The following is an 18,204-nucleotide window of genomic DNA, read 5'->3' as shown; positions in this document are numbered from 1 at the left end:
AAACTTAGAATTTCACCAGGGCAGAACCCCAAGTGAATCCGCCGCCAAACGCTTCAAGAAGTAGAGTTTGACCACGTTTAATACGACCATCACGTACCGCCTCATCCAGTGCTGTTGGCACGGTTGCTGCTGATGTGTTGCCGTGTTTATCAAGTGTGATCACGACTTGGTCTAGTGACATCGAAAGCTTTTTCGCTGTCGCTGAAATAATGCGGTAGTTGGCTTGGTGCGGAACCAACCAGTCTAGTTCAGACTTGTGCATATCGTTTGCTTCAAGCGTGTCTTTCACTAACTTCGAAAGCTGAGTTACTGCCACTTTGAAAACTTCGTTACCCGCCATGTGCAGCCATTTATCTGCATCTTTACCACGCTCAGGTACAGGAAGGCTCAGAAGATCACCAAATTGACCATCTGAATATACGTGTGTCGAAATGATGCCAGGTTCTTCGCTCGCACCAATTACCACCGCGCCTGCCGCATCACCAAATAAGATGATAGTTGAGCGGTCAGTCGGATCACACGTTTTCGATAATGCGTCAGCACCAATCACAAGTACGTTTTTACACATACCTGATTTAATGTGTTGGTCAGCTACAGACATTGCGTATACAAAGCCTGAACAAGCAGCGGCTAAGTCGAAAGCAGGACAACCTTTAATGCCAAGCTTTGCCTGCACCTGACACGCAGATGAAGGGAAAGTATGGCTACTGCTCGTGGTAGCAACGATAATTAGGTCGATATCATTTTTATCAATGCCGGCCATATCGATAGCGTTTTCAGCTGCGTAGAATGCCATGTCCGCAACAGTTTCATCTTCTGCTGCAATTCGACGCTCTTTAATACCCGTGCGAGCTACGATCCACTCGTCACTTGTATCTACCATTTTCTCTAGGTCTGCGTTAGTACGCACCTGAGATGGCAGGTAGCTGCCAGTACCTAAAATTTTGCTATACATGAAGACTAATAATGCCTCTCGAGTAAAACCGCTTCCAAACGATCGCTAATACGGCTTGGTACTTGTCGTTTGACCTCGTGTACTGCCTCGCCAAGTGCATTGACAATCGCAGATACATCCGCACTTCCATGGCTTTTTATGACAATGCCGCGCAATCCTAGCAAACTTGCGCCGTTATACTGGTCGGGGTTCAGTGTTTTTAGTTCATTAAATAGCCGAGAAAACAACTTTCTAGCAATCCAACCCTTAATCGTCGATTCCATCATGCTGGTTTTTAGTTTTTCGATGAAGAGTTGAGCTGTTCCCTCGCTGGCTTTTAAGCATACGTTACCGACAAAGCCATCACAAACAATGACATCGGCTACGTCATGCAAAATTTGATTACCTTCAATATAACCGACAAAGTTGATGGCGTCGGTTTGAGAAAGCATCTCTGCACAGCGTTTGACTAAATCGTTACCTTTGATTTCTTCTGCGCCAATGTTCAGCACCGCAACACGAGGAGGTCGACCTAGGTGTTCTTCTGCTAATGCACTGCCCATCACGGCAAACTGGAATAAACTGTCGGCATCGCACGACACATTTGCTCCCAAATCTAACATCCAGGTGCGTTTTCCACTGATGGTCGGTAACGCAGAAACTAAAGCAGGACGCTCAATACCAGGAAGCAGCTTAAGAATAAAACGTGACAGCGCCATCAATGCGCCGGTGTTACCACCACTCACACAAGCATCAGCTTCATTTTCAGAAACCAGATCAATCGCCATACGCATAGAGCTATTTTGGCTATTGCGAAGGGCCAAAGACGGTTTTTCTGAATTAGAAATCACTTTCTCGCTATGAAGAATGCTCAAACGAGAACTGGTAGAGGTACCAAGTTGAGATAATTGAGACGTGATCAGAGATTGATCACCTATAAGAATCACTTTTAGCTCTGGGAAATGAGACAGTGCCTGCACGGCGGCAGGCACTGTTACGCGTGGACCGAAATCCCCGCCCATTGCATCAAGTGCAACGGTAATACTTTGCAAAGGTTCAACCTTACTTGTTGATAACCTTTTGACCACGGTAGTAACCTTCAGCAGTTACGTTGTGGCGTAGGTGAGTTTCACCAGAAGTCGCGTCTACAGATAGTGCAGCTGTAGTTAGCGCATCGTGTGAACGACGCATACCGCGCTTAGAACGAGTTTTACGGTTTTTCTGTACGGCCATTGACCCTACTCCTATACTATTGGGTTAAAAACCTAAAGAAGAAGCGGCTACCACACCAGTTACTTTTTCAGATTTTTCAAAACGTCGAATGGATTCGGTTTTTCTTCCTCAATTTCTTCAGGAATTTCACCAAAAACCATGTTATTTGAGTCAACGCTACAATCCGCATCATCGTGCATTGCGATTTGAGGTAATGTTAAGATGAACTCGTCTTCAACCAGTTGTATAAGGTCTAATTCACCGTACTCATTTAGATCTACCAAATCATAAATTTCTGGTGCTTCCTCTTCCGTCTTCTCACCGTAGTAAGGAGTGTAAAGGAATTCAACTTCACACATGTGTGTGAATACCTCATTACAACGCTGACACTCTAAATCAACTTCGATGTTAGCTTTACCAGAGATAACAACAAGTCGCTGTTCATCAATATCAAATGACAATGAGACTTCTGCGTCGCGTTTTACGCCTTCAGTTGTTTCCGCTAAGCGCTTGAAAAGACTAGCTTGGATGATGCCATCGTAATCTAATCGTTTCTGTGCGGACTTTGCTGGATCAACCGTTCGCGGTATTTTTACCTTTTGCATAGGGCGCGAATATTATCTTCCAAATCAAAATTAGTCAAAGAAAAAGGCAAAAAAGTTGTACTTTTTTACGCTTAACATATAGAGCATTAGCCAGAATCAATTTTGATCGATTATCCTATTGGAAATGCTCGCGTGAATTGTAATTCAAAATGAAAAATTACCAACTGGTTTTAGCCTCAACTTCCCCTTTTCGTAAACAACTGCTGGAAAAGCTATCAGTACCGTTTACTTGTTTATCTCCGCAATGCGATGAGACCCCCTTCCCTAACGAAACGCCTTTAGATTTGGTACAAAGGCTTGCGATTGGAAAAGCGACGTCTTGCGATACCGACCAAGACAGCTTGGTGATCGGGAGCGATCAAGTTTGTGTTATTGACGACAAGATAGTCGGCAAACCATTAGACCGAGAGAATGCCATCAAGCAATTATTGGCTCAAAGCGGTAAAACCATCACTTTTTATACTGGGCTTGCGGTACATAATACTGCCACGAATCACACTGAAGTCGGCTTCGACACCTTCGAAGTTCATTTTAGAGATTTGACGCTTGAACAGATTGAACGATACGTCGACAGAGAAGAACCATTTTATTGCGCTGGCAGCTTTAAAAGCGAAGGAATGGGAATTTGTCTTTTCAACAAATTAGCCGGCAAAGATCCGAATACGCTAGTAGGTCTGCCTCTCATTGACTTGATCGACATGCTACAAAAGCAAGGGTTTGAGGTTTTGTAAAAAGTACTATGTAAAAGATATTGTGTAATAGGTATTGATAGTTAATAAACGTTAAAGGGTTGGCATGAGAAAGCGCCAACCCTTTTTTAAATGCCAGTGCGAGAAGATTAAAATCACAGCGTCAAACTAATCACTCTATATCTAAGATAGAGATTCCCGACAATGCTCTTTCGTCGCTCTCGGGAAAGACGCTGTGTCAGCCCATTCCTCTAAAAATAAGAATTACCCACTTAGATTCAGAAGTCGCAGCGCGTCATCCTCAAGAGTGAGGAACGAGCGAGTTGGGGATCTCTTTTCTCATCTTTCGAAGCGAAGCAGTCTTGCTATCCCATAGGGTGAAGCCCGCTCTCACCTCTACTTCTTACGCAGACCCGCGAGTACTTTCTCTAATCTCGCTTCCATCGGCGCATTGATTTCCATCCACTCATCATTCGATGGGTGTTGGAACTTGATGTTCGCTGCATGAAGGAACAAACGGTCTAAGCCCACTTGCCCAGTGTAAGCATCGAAGCGACGGTCGCCGTAGCGATCATCCCATGCAATTGGGTGACCCGTGTATTGAGTATGCACACGAATTTGGTGAGTACGACCGGTAATTGGGCTAGCTTGGATAAGCGTTGCTTGGTCAAACTTTTCCAGAATCTTGAATCGAGTTTCTGACGGCTTCCCATTTGGGTTCACACGCACGATGCTATTCACTTCGTTTTTAAGTAGCGGCGCATTCACGACCTTACAGCTGCTTTTCCACTCCCCCATCACAAGGGCAAAGTAGAACTTCTTCACGGTCTTTTCGCGAAATTGCGCTTGCAGATGGCGCAATGCTGAACGCTTCTTAGCCACCAATAAAATACCAGAAGTATCGCGGTCGATACGATGAACAAGTTCAAGGAAGCGAGCTTGCGGACGTAACGCACGAAGTGCCTCGATAGCACCAAATTTAAGACCACTGCCACCATGCACAGCTGTACCAGAGGGCTTATTTAGAATCAGCATATGATCGTCTTCAAAAATGATCATATGTTCTAGCTCTGCTACTTTGTTCAACTTAGTGCTTGGCGCAACGTCGTCCTCTTTTTTCTCTACCGTTACTGGTGGAATACGTACGAGATCGCCAGCCTTGAGTTTGTACTCGGCTTTAATACGCTTTTTGTTGACGCGCACTTCCCCCTTACGCACGATTCGGTAAATCATGCTCTTAGGGATATCTTTTAATTGGTTACGCAAAAAATTATCAATGCGTTGACCTGCCATATCTTCGTCGATATCAACGAACTGGACTTTTGTTCTTATTTCGCTCATGCGCGGTATTGTAAACCCAAATCTGTGTGACTTCACATTATTCTTGCTGCAAAAGAAACACTCGTTGTCATAAATTGTTCTAAAACTCGCCAAGCTTTTGTTTAGATTATTAAAAGTCTTTATCAACTTCTCGTTTTGATTTGTGTCTTTCTCAGTTTGCAAGACTCAAGTGCTTATGAAACAGCCAGTTATAAATTACAAAAATTGAATTTAGCGCCAAATTTTCCATCGTTTGCGCTAAAGCAGATTGCTGATATCCACCTGCACTGCTATAGTTCACAGCTGCTAAGGAAGGTTTGGTTACATTTTGTTCATTACCAATCATTTATCCCCAAGCAATGTGAGTAGATTGTTGAACGTCAGGTGCAGCATTGGCGTAAGACACGTTGAGTTCAACACACTTGTCACTCTACTCCTCGCATATTCACGTTGAGTATCTACCGCCCGAATAGCGGGTCACAAGTTAACGTTTCCAACGAAACCCAAAGCAATTTGTGATGACTGAAGTGCCCTAGAGCATCCCCTTCCAGCCGGGAGGCTGCAAAATATAAGCCATGGGATCAGGCACCGTGAAAGAGCGAAAAGCCAGTGACAAGTTGAAAAGAAAGATAAAAGAAAAGACAACGAGAAATTTTCAATGAAAAGAATGTTAATTAACGCAACTCAAAAAGAAGAGTTGCGTGTCGCTCTGGTTGATGGCCAGCGACTTTTCGATCTTGATATCGAGAGTCCGGGTCATGAATCTAAAAAAGCGAATATCTACAAAGGACGTATCACACGTATCGAACCAAGCTTAGAAGCCGCATTTGTTGATTACGGTGCTGAGCGTCACGGTTTCCTCCCTCTCAAAGAAATTGCCCGCGAATATTTCCCAGAAGGTTACACTTACCAAGGTCGCCCAAGCATTAAAGAAGTGCTGACTGAAGGTCAAGAAGTTATCGTTCAAGTGGAAAAAGAAGAACGTGGTAGTAAAGGCGCAGCTCTAACTACTTTCATTTCTCTTGCGGGTAGCTATCTTGTTCTTATGCCTAATAACCCTCGTGCCGGCGGTATTTCTCGTCGTATCGAAGGTGACGAGCGCACTCAACTAAAAGCAGCATTAAGCACTTTAGAACTGCCTCAGGGCATGGGTCTGATTGTTCGTACTGCTGGCGTTGGTAAAAGTGCAGAAGAGCTTGAGTGGGACTTGAACGTACTACTTAACCACTGGGGTGCAATTAAAGGCGCAGCAGATTCTAACCCTGCTCCTTTCCTAATCCACCAAGAAAGTAACGTAATCGTTCGTGCAATCCGTGACTACCTACGTCGTGATATCGGTGAAATCCTAATCGACAGCAACACCATTTATGAGCGTGCTAAAGAGCACATCAAACTGGTACGTCCTGATTTCATCAGCCGCGTTAAGAAATACGAAGGCGAAGTACCACTATTCAGCCACTACCAAATCGAAAGCCAAATTGAATCGGCTTTCCAACGTGAAGTGCGCTTACCATCAGGTGGTTCTATCGTAATCGACCCAACGGAAGCTCTAACATCTATCGATATCAACTCGGCTCGCGCAACCAAAGGCGGCGATATCGAAGAAACAGCGCTTAATACTAACCTAGAAGCAGCAGACGAAATCGCTCGTCAATTGCGTCTACGTGACCTTGGTGGTTTGGTGGTTATCGACTTTATCGATATGACACCGGTGCGCCACCAGCGTGAAGTTGAAAACCGTCTGCGTGAAGCCGTTCGTCTAGATCGTGCTCGTGTACAAATCGGTCGCATTTCCCGCTTTGGTCTGTTGGAGATGTCTCGTCAGCGTTTGAGCCCTTCTCTAGCAGAAGCAAGCCACCATATTTGTCCTCGTTGTAGCGGTACAGGTGTTGTTCGTGATAACGAATCTCTAGCACTTTCTGTACTTCGCCTGATCGAAGAAGAAGCTCTAAAAGACAATACAGCCCAAGTACTAGCAGTAGTGCCTGTGCCGATCGCATCTTACCTTCTGAACGAAAAACGTCGCTCGGTCAACCACATCGAACGTATTCAAGAAGTGAAGATTACGGTTGTGCCAAACTCAGACATGGAAACGCCTCACTTCGAAGTTATCCGTGTTCGAGAAGGCGAAGAGTTTGACCTGCTTTCTTACCTACTTCCTAAGAAACTGGAAGCAATGAAAGAAGCAGAAGGCAAAGAGCCAGCAGAGGTTGATGTCAAGCCTAAGCGTATCGAAGAGCCTGTATTAAAAGGTTTTGCTTCGCCAGCGCAAACTGCTCCTACGCCAGCAGCAACTTCTAAACCTGCTCCAGCAGCGAAGAAGAAAGAAGCAGCTCCGCAAGAAGAAAAACCTGGTCTATTCAGCCGTCTGTTTAAAGCAATTGGTAGTTTCCTATTCAGTGGTTCTGAAGAAGTTAAAGAAGAACCTAAGAAAGAAGAGAAAAAACCAAACCGCGATAACAAGCGCAACAAGCGTGACCGCAACGATCGTCGTCGCAACAACAACCAGCGTGATAACCGCGAAGGTCGTGACAACCGCGATAACAAACGTCGTCGTAAACCGCGTGAAGAACAAGCGACTGAACAGAACGAAACACAACAGCAGCCTAACAAGCAGCAAAACCGCAACCAGAAACGTAAACCTAGAGCTCAACAAGCTGAAAAAGCACAAGAGCCTAAAGTTAACACGAAAGTCGCGGAAAAAGGTCTGCAGCTAGCTGCTGAAGCTCGTACTGGTTCAGAAGCGAAGCCGGAAGAAAATAAAGCGAAGTCAAACGCAAAAGCAGAGAAAGTGAAAGAGCGCCGTCAACGTCGCAAACTAAACAAATCTGTACGTGTTAAAGACCAGCAAGCGGCTGAGCAAGCAGAGCTGGAAGTACCAGCACAACCTGTTGAAGCAGTTGAAGCAACGGTTGAGAAGCCAGTTGAGGCAGCAGCAGAAGCGCAACAAGACAACAAAGCAGAGTCTAAACAGCGTCGTAACCGCCGTTCACCACGTCACCTACGTGCAAGCGGTCAACGTCGTCGTCGTGGTCGCGATCGTCGTCCTAACCCATTCCGCCTACGTAAAGGTGGTGTAGCATCTCCTGAGATGGCAATGGGTAAAGTGATGCCACGTTACATTCCAAAACCAGCGCCTAAGAAGGAAGAGCGAGTGAAGGAAGAAGTAGTGGTAACGGCAGCAGCAGTTCCTGCAATTCAAGGTGGTTTTGCTTGCCCTGAAATGGCGATGGGTAAAGTAATCATCCGTCGTGAACAACCTGCAGTTGTTGAAGCACCAGCAGTTGAAACGAAAGTTCAAGAATCAGTAGAAGCGAAAGTAGAAGCGCCTGTTGCGGAAGCGCCAGTGGTAGAGGTTGCCGTTGCTGAGCAAGCTGAAGCTACAGTAGTTGAAACAACGCAAGTAGAGCCAATCGTTGAAGCACCTGTTGTCGAAGTGACTGAATCTGCTGTTGAAACAGCTCCAGCTCAGGAACCAGCCGTTGAAGTGGCAGAAGAAGCGGTAACAGAAGTTACAGCAGAAACGCCAGTAGAAACGCAAGAACCTAAAGCAGAAGTTATCAAAGTAGCTGCTAAGCCACGCGCTAGTGCTCCAATGACTAAAGCGCCAGGTCCTCAAGAGCTTCGCGAAATTACGGTTACAGCGGCACCGTTTAAAGCTGAGCGCTACGCACCGAAAGGCGCAGGTAGCCAAGTAGCAACAAACCGTGCATCAGCAGTAATGACAAAACCGAACTTTAACTAAGTTTTACTTTGTCATCGCATTAAGCGAAATACGAAACAAAAGGCTGCCAATCGGCAGCCTTTTTTGTTGAAGTAAGTGTTAACTCTAATTAGCTATATTAATATCAATGACTGATCACATTTGTGCGTCAATATCCCCTTCATTGTTGAACTTAATCACACTTTTCGGTAGCATTCGCCGACTCAAGTTTTCGACACCATTCTGATGCGGCTCTTTTTTTAATACGGTTTGTGCTGATAGAAGTGACTTCACTTTCACCAGCAGTACTTGTGCAAATACGAATATGTGTCGGGAGAAATTCATCGCCAAGAGAACTCAATACAAAACATGTTCGAATTTCCTCAATTTTCTAAGCACTCCGTAAAAAACGACGTGCTATCAGGTCTAACTGTTGCGCTCGCATTGGTTCCTGAAGCCGTAGCATTTGCATTTGTTGCTGGTGTAGACCCTATGGTTGGTCTTTACGCAGCTTTCATTGTCGGTCTTATCACCTCTATTTTCGGTGGTCGACCAGGTATGATTTCCGGTGCGACTGGCGCAATGGCAGTTGTTATGGTGTCGCTTGTTGCAACTCACGGTGTTCAATATCTATTTGCCGCAATTATGTTGGCGGGTATTCTTCAAATTGCAGCCGGTCTATTTAAGCTAGGTAAATTTATCCGAATCGTTCCTCACCCGGTGATGATTGGTTTCGTAAACGGTCTGGCTATCGTTATCTTCCTTGCACAACTAGGTCAGTTCAAAGCACCAGACCTTAACGGTATGCTAACGTGGCTACCACAAGACCAAATGCTGCTAATGCTAGGTCTGGTTGCGCTAACAATGGCTATCATTCACTTCCTACCAAAGATCACAACGGCAGTGCCTTCTTCTCTGGTTGCGATCGTGACCGTTACTGCACTTGTTGTTGGCTTGGATCTAGAAACACGTACCGTAGTTGACTTCCTACGTACTATGTCTGGCGATGAAGCAGCGACTTTGGCGGGTTCTCTTCCGACCTTCTCTATTCCAGCGGTACCTTTCACTCTAGAAACTCTGCAAATCATTTTGCCTTACGCAATCATCCTTGCCGCTATCGGTCTGATCGAGTCTCTGTTGACACTAACAGTGCTGGATGAAATGACTAACACTCGCGGTCAATCTAACCGTGAATGTATCGGTCAAGGTATGGCAAACATGACGTGTTCTGTGTTTGGTGCAATGGGTGGTTGTGCGATGATTGGTCAGTCAATGATCAACGTAAACTCAGGTGGTCGTGGTCGTCTATCAGGCATCGTTGCGGCTATCGCTCTGCTAATGTTCATCCTGTTTGCTTCTTCACTCATTGAGATGATTCCACTTGCTGCACTCGTTGGTGTCATGTTCATGGTGGTTATCGGTACATTCGAATGGGCAACCTTCAAACTTGCACGTCGCGTACCTAAGCAAGATTTCTTCGTTATCGTTCTTGTAACAGTAGTGACGGTGCTGACTGACCTAGCTGTTGCAGTAGCCGTGGGTGTGATTGCATCTGCGCTAATGTTTGCATGGCAACATGCTAAGCACATCTACGCAGATACGCGTCTAAATGAAGAGGGCTCAAAAGAGTACAAGATCCACGGTCCTATCTTCTTTGGTTCTGCGGCAAACTTCCTAGAATTGTTTAACGCACAAGGCGATCCAAAAGACATCATCGTTGATTTCGCGGACTCTCGCGTAACAGACCACTCTGCTATCGAAGCGATTGAAACGTTGGCTGAGCGTTACGCCGCACTTGGTAAAACACTTCACCTACGTCACTTGAGCCCAGATTGCCGTAAGCTACTAGATAAAGCAGGTAGCTTGGTTGAAATCAACGTAAAAGAAGACCCAAGCTATAAGGTTGCAACCGACGTACTTGCAGGTTAATAAAAACAAAAAGGGATGAGCATGACTCATCCCTTTTGCTATCTATTTTAAGCTAATAAATACTCAGATTTTTTTCAAAATCGCTTCTGACGCCTCTTCAATCAAATCCAGTACCAGTTCAAAACCAGCATCGCCACCGTAATATGGGTCTGGGATCTCGTCATAATCAGAGTCACCATGACTTAAAAACAACGACACTTTAGGACGGTGTTCTACCGGGCAAATATCCAATAGATCGGCGAGATTAGCTTTGTCTGCAGCTAACACCATATCAAATTCATCGAAGTCCCCAACTGTTACCTTGCGGGAACGCATTCCTTTAAACGAATAACCGCGTTGCTTTCCCGCTTGCATGGCGCGAGCATCAGGCGGATTTCCGGCGTGGTAACCAATGGTCCCTGCAGAGTCCACTTCCACTGATATGCCCAGTTCTTTGGCTTTAGATCTTAATACCGCTTCACCAGTTGGCGAACGACAAATATTTCCCATACAAACAACGAGTAATTTCTTCATTTTATTCCCTGAATTATCGATGGTTTTTCTTCATCAACTGTTGGTCTATCATAACGAGATAATTCAATGAACCCAAATCGGCTTGGGTCAGTTCAAAAAAGGAATTGAGGAAGCATTATGTCTATCGACGAAAACAAAGAAGCACGCCACAAGGCGCGCCAACAAAAAGTAAAAGAGCAGGTAGACGCGAAAATCGCAGCCGCCCAAGAGGAGAAAGGTTTATTACTGATCATCACTGGTAATGGGAAAGGCAAATCGACTTCCGGTTTTGGTACAATTGCGCGTGCAGTTGGTCATGGTTTGAAGTGCAGCGTAGCGCAGTTTATCAAGGGTACATGGGATAACGGCGAGCGTAACCTACTTGAAAAGCTAAGTGTTGAGTTCCAAGTTATGGCAACAGGCTTTACTTGGGAAACCCAAAACAAAACAGCCGATACTGAAGCCGCCCAACTTGTTTGGCAAGAATGTAAGCGTATGCTTGCCGATGAATCAATTGATGTGGTTCTGTTCGACGAACTAACGTATATGGTGAGTTACGGGTACATAGACTTAGACGAAGTCGTCGAAGCACTAAATAATCGCCCTAAAATGCAATCGGTCGTCATTACAGGACGTGGAGCGCACCGTACTTTGATTGAAATGGCAGATACAGTATCAGAAGTGAAAAACGTTAAGCACGCCTTTGAATCCGGAGTTAAAGCTCTGAAAGGCATAGATTGGTAAGCGTCCGCCGTTGCTTCCGAAAAGACTAAAAACTAAAAAGGGTTGGCTCAATGCCAACCCTTTTACTTTACCTATATCCTCATAAAGAAGCTTGGTCCTTTAGTTGAACAAGTTCTTCAACAAACCATCTACCGCCTCTTTTGTTTTCTCATCTTTGATCTTGTCCGTGAGCTTCTCTACTCCACGATCAATTTCTTTTTGAGCTTTTTGTTTCAACACGTCATCAAAGACTAGCTTGAACTTAGGATCTGCCCATTTGCCAGAAACGTTGATAGGAATAGTGATGTCTTTCAATTCATCAATGGTCTTACCGCCCTGACCTTCCAATGAACCCACTATCGAAGTACTAATGGTGAAATCAACAGTTTCATTCAAGTAGTTTGCCTGCCCCTTACCACGAACACGAAGAAGTGGAGACTGCGCTTTCATGTTATCCGTTGAGACTGTGCCTTTATTTAACTTAAACGTCGCGGTCATCGCACTGAAGTCGGTTTTCTTAACTTCATCTGTGCCTTCAATGCTTTGACCTTTAAATCGCGCGTAGTTTTCGCGGATTAGCTGAGCAACGTTAATGCCATTCACAGCACCATCTGCAAAATTGATCACCACTGTACCAACAAGGTTCTTTTTGATGCCAGTTGGCGTTAGGCTCTTACCACTCACATTGACATCAATGTTACCAGTACCTTCCAGCATGTCGTTATTTGCTACATCGACAAGTAACGGTTGGACTTGTACACCTTTGATTGATTTCTTCGCAGAGTATGTGGCAGGTGATTTACGCGCATCCAGTTTGGCTGTCGCAGTGATCGTGCCTTGGTACAACTTAGAGCTGAATGAAGTAAGATCAAAGACACCACGATTAACAGAGAAGCTTGCTTTCACTGCTTCCATCTTCGCATTAGCCGCCTTAAATTTGTCAATCGTAATATTGCCTTTCACATCAAGCGTTTTTAGTGCAGACAAGTCCGGCTCAACTTCAGGACCAGTAGATGCACTACTGTTGCCACCTGATGCTGGTTTATCACCCGCAGGAGCTTGCTTATTCAAGCCAAGGAATTCGTCCAAATCGATATTAGGACTATGCACTGCAAAACGTACTTTAGGAATATCACCCAGAGTCACATCTGTTTTACCATCGAGCACAATTGCGTTCGCCGTAAGTTTCTCGAGCACAAAGCTCAGATGATTCTTAGTGAGGTCGAATGAAAGATCAGAGACCATATCAACTTTCATTGGTGATTGCGGTAGCGCATCTCCCTCAAAAGTCGCATTCAACGTCAGCTTATTCAGTTGTACCTTACTGATCGCCTTATCGATACTTAGCTCACCACCACCTTGCATATCGAGCTTCATACCACCAGCGTCACCTTTCAATGCATAGCTCAAGTTATTCACTTTATCGAACTCAAACGTATCTAGGCCAATAGTTGCTGAGTCAATTTTGTTTGCAGGATCAGCGTAAGTCGCATCAAAGTTGATGTTTTTCAGTGCGTAGCTCGCCAGACCTTTTGCTACTTTAAAGTCCGCTTTGCCTTGTGCTGTGAACGTTTGGTCATTCATCTCACCTTTCATGCCGAAATCAGCCGTTGTCCAGTTATCAAAAGCAAACTGAGAAAGGTTTAAAGAAATGTCAGAAAGCTTAGTGTAGCTACCTGTTTGCTTGTCTTGGATTTCAACATAGCCATTTGAAATGCTGACTCCAGCGAGATTGATCGTCCAATCAGAAGCAGCACTTTGTGAGTCTGCCGCTTTTTCTGGCGAAGCTTCGGTCGTTTGTTCTGCTTGTTGAGTTTGTGCTTTGGTTAACGCATCAATGTTCTTCGTGCCATCTTTCAGTGTTTCAAGATAGAACTCCGCACCATCAAGGGTGACATTACCAATTTCCAGCTGTTTGCTTAATAGCGGGGTAACCGAGACATCAACACCTACTGTCTCGACTTTAAATAGGTTTGGTTGACTAAAACCTTGTGGGTTTCTCAGTTCAGTACGACCCAATTCGAAACCAATCGACGGGAAAAACTGCCAGCTGATATCCCCTTCGATTACGAGTTCCAATCCAGTTTGCTTTTGCGCTTGCTCCACGATAAGTGGTTTAAATTGGTTTGGATTGACAAAAATAACCAACCCTAAAATGACAGCTAAGATCGCCACAATTGGAATGGCAATGATTAAGAGCAGTTTCTTCATTCGCTTTTTCCTTGCTCGAGTGTTTTTACAATTATAAGCACAGACTTGTTTTATCGCTGACCGTTCCACGAAAGCGTGAAAAACGTCCGATTTTGTAGTGCAACTGACTAATTTAAAAACAAAAAAAAGAAGTGGCACCTAAGGTGCCACTTCTTCATACAAAAATAAAGCGATATAGCCGTCTAAACGCTTAAGCTTTCAGAAGTTTTGCAATGTGCGCTTTAAGAACATCGATTGCGATACGGTTTTTACCACCGCGAGGTACGATGATGTCCGCGTATTGCTTAGAAGGTTCAATAAATTGCATGAACATCGGACGTACAGTCTGCTGGTATTGCTTAAGAACAGATTCCATTGTACGACCACGCTCTTCAACGTCACGTTTAACACGACGCAATAGACAGATATCTAATGGCGTATCCATAAATACTGTCGCGTGCATTAAGTCGCGAAGACGCGGATCAGTCAGAAGCAAGATACCTTCAAGAATGATGACCTTTTTAGGGGTCATTGGAGTGGTATTGCTTGTACGAGTGTGCTCAGTGTAGCTGTACTCAGGTACTTCTACTGCTTCGCCACGAACCAATTTTTCTAAGTGTTCACACAGCAGGTCGTGGTCTAACGCGCTCGGGTGGTCGTAGTTAGTCTTTACACGCTCTTCCATGCTTAGTTGGCTTTGGTCGTTGTAGTAGCAATCTTCCGTGATGACACCGATTTGATGATCGCCCACTTTCTCGCGAAGCTCATTGTAAATAGTGCTCGCGATCAGACTTTTTCCAGAAGCAGAAGCGCCAGCAATACCTACGATGACGCATTGATTATTATCAGACATTAATTTGCACCCGATGATGATTTTCTAGTCACATAAAAAGATAAACTGCCTGATTATAGGGAGTTCACCCGTTCGTTACTAGTTGGAATTAGGGTTTCGTTATAAGTTTCTGTCAGCTCAGAGGATTAACCTCCGAGCAAACGTTTAAATGAACAATATTCAACCAGTGCTAATATTAAACTCAGTTCACCATGGTAAAACTGATTGCATCAGGTTTGGCTTTGCCTTGCCAATACATTGTACAACAAACACGATCAGCAAGTTGTTTATAGTAACCAGCGTGTTCACTATTCGGACGTCTCGCCACGGTCGGAATACCAGCATCAATGTCTTCTCGCATAGAGATATGAAGCGGAATTTGCCCAAGCAGCGCCAAGCCAAATTCTTGTGACATTTTTTCTGCACCACCAGTACCGAAAATATGCTCAACAGCTCCACACTGACTGCAAATGTGGTAACTCATGTTCTCAACGACGCCGACAACAGGCACGTTGACTTTATGGAACATCGCCGCACCTTTACGTGCGTCCGCCAATGCGAGATCTTGCGGTGTTGTAACAAGCACCGTACCTGTTACTGGAATTTGCTGAGACAGCGTTAGTTGGATATCCCCCGTACCCGGTGGCATATCAATCACCAAGTAATCAAGCTCTGGCCAATCCGTTTCTGTCAGTAGCTGTGATAAGGCCTTAGAGGCCATGGGACCACGCCAAATGGCTGCTTCCGATTTATCGACTAAGTAGCCAATAGAATGAGTATAGATTCCGTGGGCAAAAATAGGCTCCATCCACTTAGCATCACGAACTTCAGGCTTAGCGTCTTCTTGACCAAGCATCATAGGAACCGATGGACCATAGATATCGGCATCTAACAAACCTACTTTTGCTCCGGATTGCGCAATTGCGAGGGCAAGGTTTACTGCTGTGGTTGATTTCCCAACCCCACCTTTCGCGGAACTTACCGCAATAATGTTTTTAACGCCCTTTACCGCATTGGTGACTTGAGTCTCAAGTGCTTTAACGTTGAGCTCAATCTGGAAATCAAATGCAGGAACGTCACCTGATGCTTGTTGCTCTTGTATCCAATCGGATAACGAAACTTGAAGTTCGTTACTCGCGAAAGGTAAAGTGATTTGAATGCCACCTTGTGCGGGAATCACGACAATACCGTGAATGTCCGCCCAGTTTTCCACCAACTGTGGATGTTGGAACTGGTTGAGCCAATGACAAAAATCTTGTTTTGAAGTGAACTGATGCATGAGACCTCCTTTATGCATCTAATCGTAGCACCCAGCGGCGAGATTCAGAACCCCAAAAAAACTAAGGCAATCCATGGTTTGATGCCTTGGCGTTGGGAAGCTCATGGGGTAGTATTACTCTCTATTTTTTATACCTATCAAAAAGCGATTATTAAGTATGGCAAACGATCCAAGAAAACTGCTGGTAACTTGTGCCCTTCCGTACGCTAATGGTTCGATTCACCTAGGTCACATGCTTGAGCACATTCAAGCTGATATCTGGGTTCGCTACCAACGCCTACGTGGCAACACTGTAAACTTCATCTGTGCTGACGATGCTCACGGCACGCCAATCATGCTAAAAGCACAACAGATGGGAATTACACCAGAAGAGATGATCGCTGCAGTAAGCGAAGAGCATCAGAAAGACTTCGCTGGCTTTGATATTAGCTTTGATAACTACCACAGCACACACTCAGACGAGAACCGCGAGCTAGCGTCTCACATCTACCTTGAGCTGAAGAAAAACGGCTTTATCTCTAGCCGCACTATCTCTCAGTTGTTCGACCCTGAGAAAGAAATGTTCCTACCGGATCGTTTCGTAAAAGGTACTTGTCCTAAGTGTAAGTCAGAAGACCAATACGGTGACAACTGTGATAACTGTGGTGAGACGTACAGCCCAACTGAACTGATTAACCCGAAATCAGCAGTATCTGGCGCAACGCCAGTCATGAAAGACTCTGAGCACTTCTTCTTCGACCTACCTCAGTTCGAAAGCATGCTAAAAGAGTGGACTCGTTCAGGTTCTTTACAATCTGAAACTGCTAACAAGATGCAAGAGTGGTTCGAGTCTGGTTTGCAACAGTGGGACATCTCACGTGATGCGCCTTACTTTGGCTTCGAAATCCCAGGCGAGAAGAACAAATTCTTCTACGTATGGCTAGATGCACCAGTTGGCTACATGGCTTCTTTCAAGAACCTATGTGACAAGACTGAAGGTCTAGACTTCGACGAATACTGGAAGAAAGACAGCTCAACTGAGCTTTACCACTTCATCGGTAAAGACATTGTTTACTTCCACTCACTATTCTGGCCAGCAATGCTAGAAGGCAGCGGTTTCCGTAAACCAAACAATGTATTCGTACACGGCTACGTAACAGTAAACGGTGCGAAGATGTCTAAGTCTAAAGGTACGTTCGTTAAAGCAAGCACTTACCTAAACCACCTAGACCCAGAGTGTCTGCGTTACTACTACGCTGCAAAACTAAACAGCCGTATCGACGACCTAGACCTTAACCTTGAAGACTTCACTCAACGTGTTAACGCTGACGTAGTAAACAAAATCGTTAACCTAGCTTCTCGTAACGCTGGCTTCATCTCTAAACATTTTGAAGGCAAGTTGGCTGAAAACTTTGCAGAACCTGAGCTATACAACGAATTCGTTGCAGCAGCAGACCGCATTGCAGAGCTTTACGAAACTCGTGAGTTTGGTCGTGCGATCCGTGAAATCACAGCACTAGCAGACAAAGCAAACCAATACGTTGACGAAAAAGCACCTTGGGTTGTTGCAAAAGAAGAAGGCAAAGATCAGGAACTGCAAGAAATCTGTTCTGTAGGCATTAACCTGTTCCGCGTGCTGATGACTTACCTAAAACCAGTGATGCCTGCACTAGCAGCGCGTACTGAAGCATTCCTAAACGAAGAGCTAACTTGGGAAGGCATCGCTGCACCACTGACTGGTCACGAGATCACTAAGTTCAAAGCGTTGTTTAACCGTATCGATCCTAAGAACATCGAAGCGATGATCGAAGCATCGAAGGAAGACGCTGCGGCAGAAATGGCAGCAAAAGAAAAAGCGGAAGCAGAAAAGAACAAAGCTAGCCAAACTGAGCTAGATAAAGATCCAATCGCTGAAGAGATTGAGTTCGATGCTTTTGCAGCGGTTGATATGCGTATTGCTCGCATCATCTCGTGTGAAGAAGTGCCAAAAGCAAACAAACTGCTTAAGTTCCAACTAGACATCGGCGGTGAAACTCGTCAGGTATTCTCTGGCATCAAGTCAGCTTACAAACCTGAAGAGCTAGAAGGCAAGCTAACCGTAATGGTAGCGAACCTAAAACCTCGTAAGATGAAGTTTGGTATGTCAGAAGGCATGATCCTAGCAGCGGGCCCTGGTGGCAGCGACCTATGGATCCTTGAGCCACATGAAGGTGCTCAACCAGGCATGCGTGTAATGTAATTCGTCACTTTACGATCAAACGTAAAAATCCCCGCCCAATTTGGCGGGGATTTTTTTTGACAAAATTCACACTTTTGG

The 18,204-nt window shown here is 45.0% G+C and carries 15 protein-coding genes; 5 read left to right on the top strand and 10 right to left on the bottom strand.

The genetic code is table 11. The features are described from left to right. Positions 1-4: 4 nt before the first annotated feature. From ABMY42_RS07745 to yceD, 4 genes are read right to left on the bottom strand one after another with little or no spacing between them, the layout of a single operon-like run. Positions 5-955: a beta-ketoacyl-ACP synthase III gene (locus ABMY42_RS07745; RefSeq protein ID WP_005444799.1), complete on the bottom strand. Its 951-nt coding sequence runs from the start codon at positions 953-955 to the stop codon at positions 5-7. A 5-nt stretch (positions 956-960) separates the two neighbouring features. Then, entirely contained in the window at positions 961-1,986 is a 1,026-nt protein-coding gene (gene plsX, locus ABMY42_RS07740; RefSeq protein WP_005444797.1) for a phosphate acyltransferase PlsX, read from the bottom strand. Positions 1,987-1,996: 10 nt separating this feature from the next. Further along, positions 1,997-2,167 carry a 50S ribosomal protein L32 gene (rpmF, locus tag ABMY42_RS07735; RefSeq protein WP_005396978.1) on the bottom strand — a complete coding sequence of 57 codons (171 nt, stop codon included), beginning with the start codon at positions 2,165-2,167 and terminating at the stop codon, positions 1,997-1,999. 59 nt (positions 2,168-2,226) lie between these two features. After that, positions 2,227-2,751 carry a 23S rRNA accumulation protein YceD gene (gene yceD / locus ABMY42_RS07730; protein WP_005444794.1) on the bottom strand — a complete coding sequence of 175 codons (525 nt, stop codon included), beginning with the start codon at positions 2,749-2,751 and terminating at the stop codon, positions 2,227-2,229. A 149-nt stretch (positions 2,752-2,900) separates the two neighbouring features. Between yceD and ABMY42_RS07725 the strand changes: the two genes are divergently transcribed. Next, on the top strand, positions 2,901-3,482 hold the full coding sequence (locus ABMY42_RS07725; protein WP_005444793.1) for a nucleoside triphosphate pyrophosphatase: 582 nt from the start codon (positions 2,901-2,903) through the stop codon (positions 3,480-3,482). Between the two features lie 354 nt (positions 3,483-3,836). Here ABMY42_RS07725 and rluC read toward each other — a convergent pair whose 3' ends face one another. Beyond that, positions 3,837-4,781 carry a 23S rRNA pseudouridine(955/2504/2580) synthase RluC gene (rluC, locus tag ABMY42_RS07720; RefSeq protein WP_005444789.1) on the bottom strand — a complete coding sequence of 315 codons (945 nt, stop codon included), beginning with the start codon at positions 4,779-4,781 and terminating at the stop codon, positions 3,837-3,839. Between the two features lie 151 nt (positions 4,782-4,932). Next, on the bottom strand, positions 4,933-5,106 hold the full coding sequence (locus ABMY42_RS07715) for a hypothetical protein (RefSeq protein ID WP_017189381.1): 174 nt from the start codon (positions 5,104-5,106) through the stop codon (positions 4,933-4,935). 312 nt (positions 5,107-5,418) lie between these two features. On the opposite strand from ABMY42_RS07715, the gene rne reads away from it, so the two are divergent. Next, the gene (rne, locus tag ABMY42_RS07710) at positions 5,419-8,505 is read left to right on the top strand and encodes a ribonuclease E (protein WP_349266172.1); all 3,087 of its coding nucleotides are present in this window, start codon (positions 5,419-5,421) and stop codon (positions 8,503-8,505) included. Between the two features lie 327 nt (positions 8,506-8,832). Beyond that, positions 8,833-10,392, top strand: coding sequence for a SulP family inorganic anion transporter (locus tag ABMY42_RS07705; RefSeq protein ID WP_009699700.1), 1,560 nt, complete (start codon positions 8,833-8,835; stop codon positions 10,390-10,392). 63 nt (positions 10,393-10,455) lie between these two features. Here ABMY42_RS07705 and ABMY42_RS07700 read toward each other — a convergent pair whose 3' ends face one another. Then, positions 10,456-10,905, bottom strand: a complete 450-nt coding sequence (locus ABMY42_RS07700; RefSeq protein ID WP_005444780.1) for a low molecular weight protein-tyrosine-phosphatase — start codon at positions 10,903-10,905, stop codon at positions 10,456-10,458. Positions 10,906-11,022: 117 nt separating this feature from the next. On the opposite strand from ABMY42_RS07700, the gene cobO reads away from it, so the two are divergent. Continuing rightward, complete coding sequence (cobO, locus tag ABMY42_RS07695) at positions 11,023-11,628, top strand: cob(I)yrinic acid a,c-diamide adenosyltransferase (protein ID WP_349266171.1); 606 nt, start codon at positions 11,023-11,025, stop codon at positions 11,626-11,628. A 99-nt stretch (positions 11,629-11,727) separates the two neighbouring features. Here the strand turns inward: cobO and ABMY42_RS07690 are convergent, their stop codons facing one another. The 3 genes from ABMY42_RS07690 to apbC form a co-directional block, all read right to left on the bottom strand. Beyond that, positions 11,728-13,818, bottom strand: coding sequence for an AsmA family protein (locus ABMY42_RS07690; protein WP_349266170.1), 2,091 nt, complete (start codon positions 13,816-13,818; stop codon positions 11,728-11,730). Positions 13,819-14,008: 190 nt separating this feature from the next. After that, positions 14,009-14,650, bottom strand: a complete 642-nt coding sequence (udk, locus tag ABMY42_RS07685) for a uridine kinase (RefSeq protein WP_005433235.1) — start codon at positions 14,648-14,650, stop codon at positions 14,009-14,011. Positions 14,651-14,831: 181 nt separating this feature from the next. Next, a complete protein-coding gene (gene apbC / locus ABMY42_RS07680) occupies positions 14,832-15,908 on the bottom strand; it encodes an iron-sulfur cluster carrier protein ApbC (protein ID WP_026000246.1) in 1,077 nt (358 codons plus the stop codon). A gap of 157 nt (positions 15,909-16,065) precedes the next feature. On the opposite strand from apbC, the gene metG reads away from it, so the two are divergent. Then, positions 16,066-18,126 (top strand): methionine--tRNA ligase, encoded by a 2,061-nt coding sequence (gene metG / locus ABMY42_RS07675; protein ID WP_349266169.1) that lies wholly within the window; start codon positions 16,066-16,068, stop codon positions 18,124-18,126. Positions 18,127-18,204 lie beyond the last annotated feature (78 nt).

It is taken from the genome of Vibrio sp. SSH13-20, from assembly GCF_040104475.1.
In the GTDB taxonomy this organism is placed as follows: domain Bacteria; phylum Pseudomonadota; class Gammaproteobacteria; order Enterobacterales; family Vibrionaceae; genus Vibrio; species Vibrio harveyi.
The sequence above is the reverse complement of the archived record's forward strand: the minus strand, read 5'-3'. Positions and strand labels throughout refer to the sequence as shown.

Bases quoted from the DNA above. Each gene is read 5' to 3' on its own strand.
- yceD (WP_005444794.1), bottom strand. From the start codon at position 2,751: ATGCAAAAGGTAAAAATACCGCGAACGGTTGATCCAGCAAAGTCCGCA.
- rne (WP_349266172.1), top strand. From the start codon at position 5,419: ATGAAAAGAATGTTAATTAACGCAACTCAAAAAGAAGAGTTGCGTGTC.
- rpmF (WP_005396978.1), bottom strand. From the start codon at position 2,167: ATGGCCGTACAGAAAAACCGTAAAACTCGTTCTAAGCGCGGTATGCGT.
- ABMY42_RS07745 (WP_005444799.1), bottom strand. From the start codon at position 955: ATGTATAGCAAAATTTTAGGTACTGGCAGCTACCTGCCATCTCAGGTG.
- ABMY42_RS07705 (WP_009699700.1), top strand. From the start codon at position 8,833: ATGTTCGAATTTCCTCAATTTTCTAAGCACTCCGTAAAAAACGACGTG.
- rluC (WP_005444789.1), bottom strand. From the start codon at position 4,781: ATGAGCGAAATAAGAACAAAAGTCCAGTTCGTTGATATCGACGAAGAT.
- apbC (WP_026000246.1), bottom strand. From the start codon at position 15,908: ATGCATCAGTTCACTTCAAAACAAGATTTTTGTCATTGGCTCAACCAG.
- cobO (WP_349266171.1), top strand. From the start codon at position 11,023: ATGTCTATCGACGAAAACAAAGAAGCACGCCACAAGGCGCGCCAACAA.
- metG (WP_349266169.1), top strand. From the start codon at position 16,066: ATGGCAAACGATCCAAGAAAACTGCTGGTAACTTGTGCCCTTCCGTAC.
- ABMY42_RS07725 (WP_005444793.1), top strand. From the start codon at position 2,901: ATGAAAAATTACCAACTGGTTTTAGCCTCAACTTCCCCTTTTCGTAAA.
- ABMY42_RS07715 (WP_017189381.1), bottom strand. From the start codon at position 5,106: ATGATTGGTAATGAACAAAATGTAACCAAACCTTCCTTAGCAGCTGTG.
- ABMY42_RS07690 (WP_349266170.1), bottom strand. From the start codon at position 13,818: ATGAAGAAACTGCTCTTAATCATTGCCATTCCAATTGTGGCGATCTTA.
- udk (WP_005433235.1), bottom strand. From the start codon at position 14,650: ATGTCTGATAATAATCAATGCGTCATCGTAGGTATTGCTGGCGCTTCT.
- ABMY42_RS07700 (WP_005444780.1), bottom strand. From the start codon at position 10,905: ATGAAGAAATTACTCGTTGTTTGTATGGGAAATATTTGTCGTTCGCCA.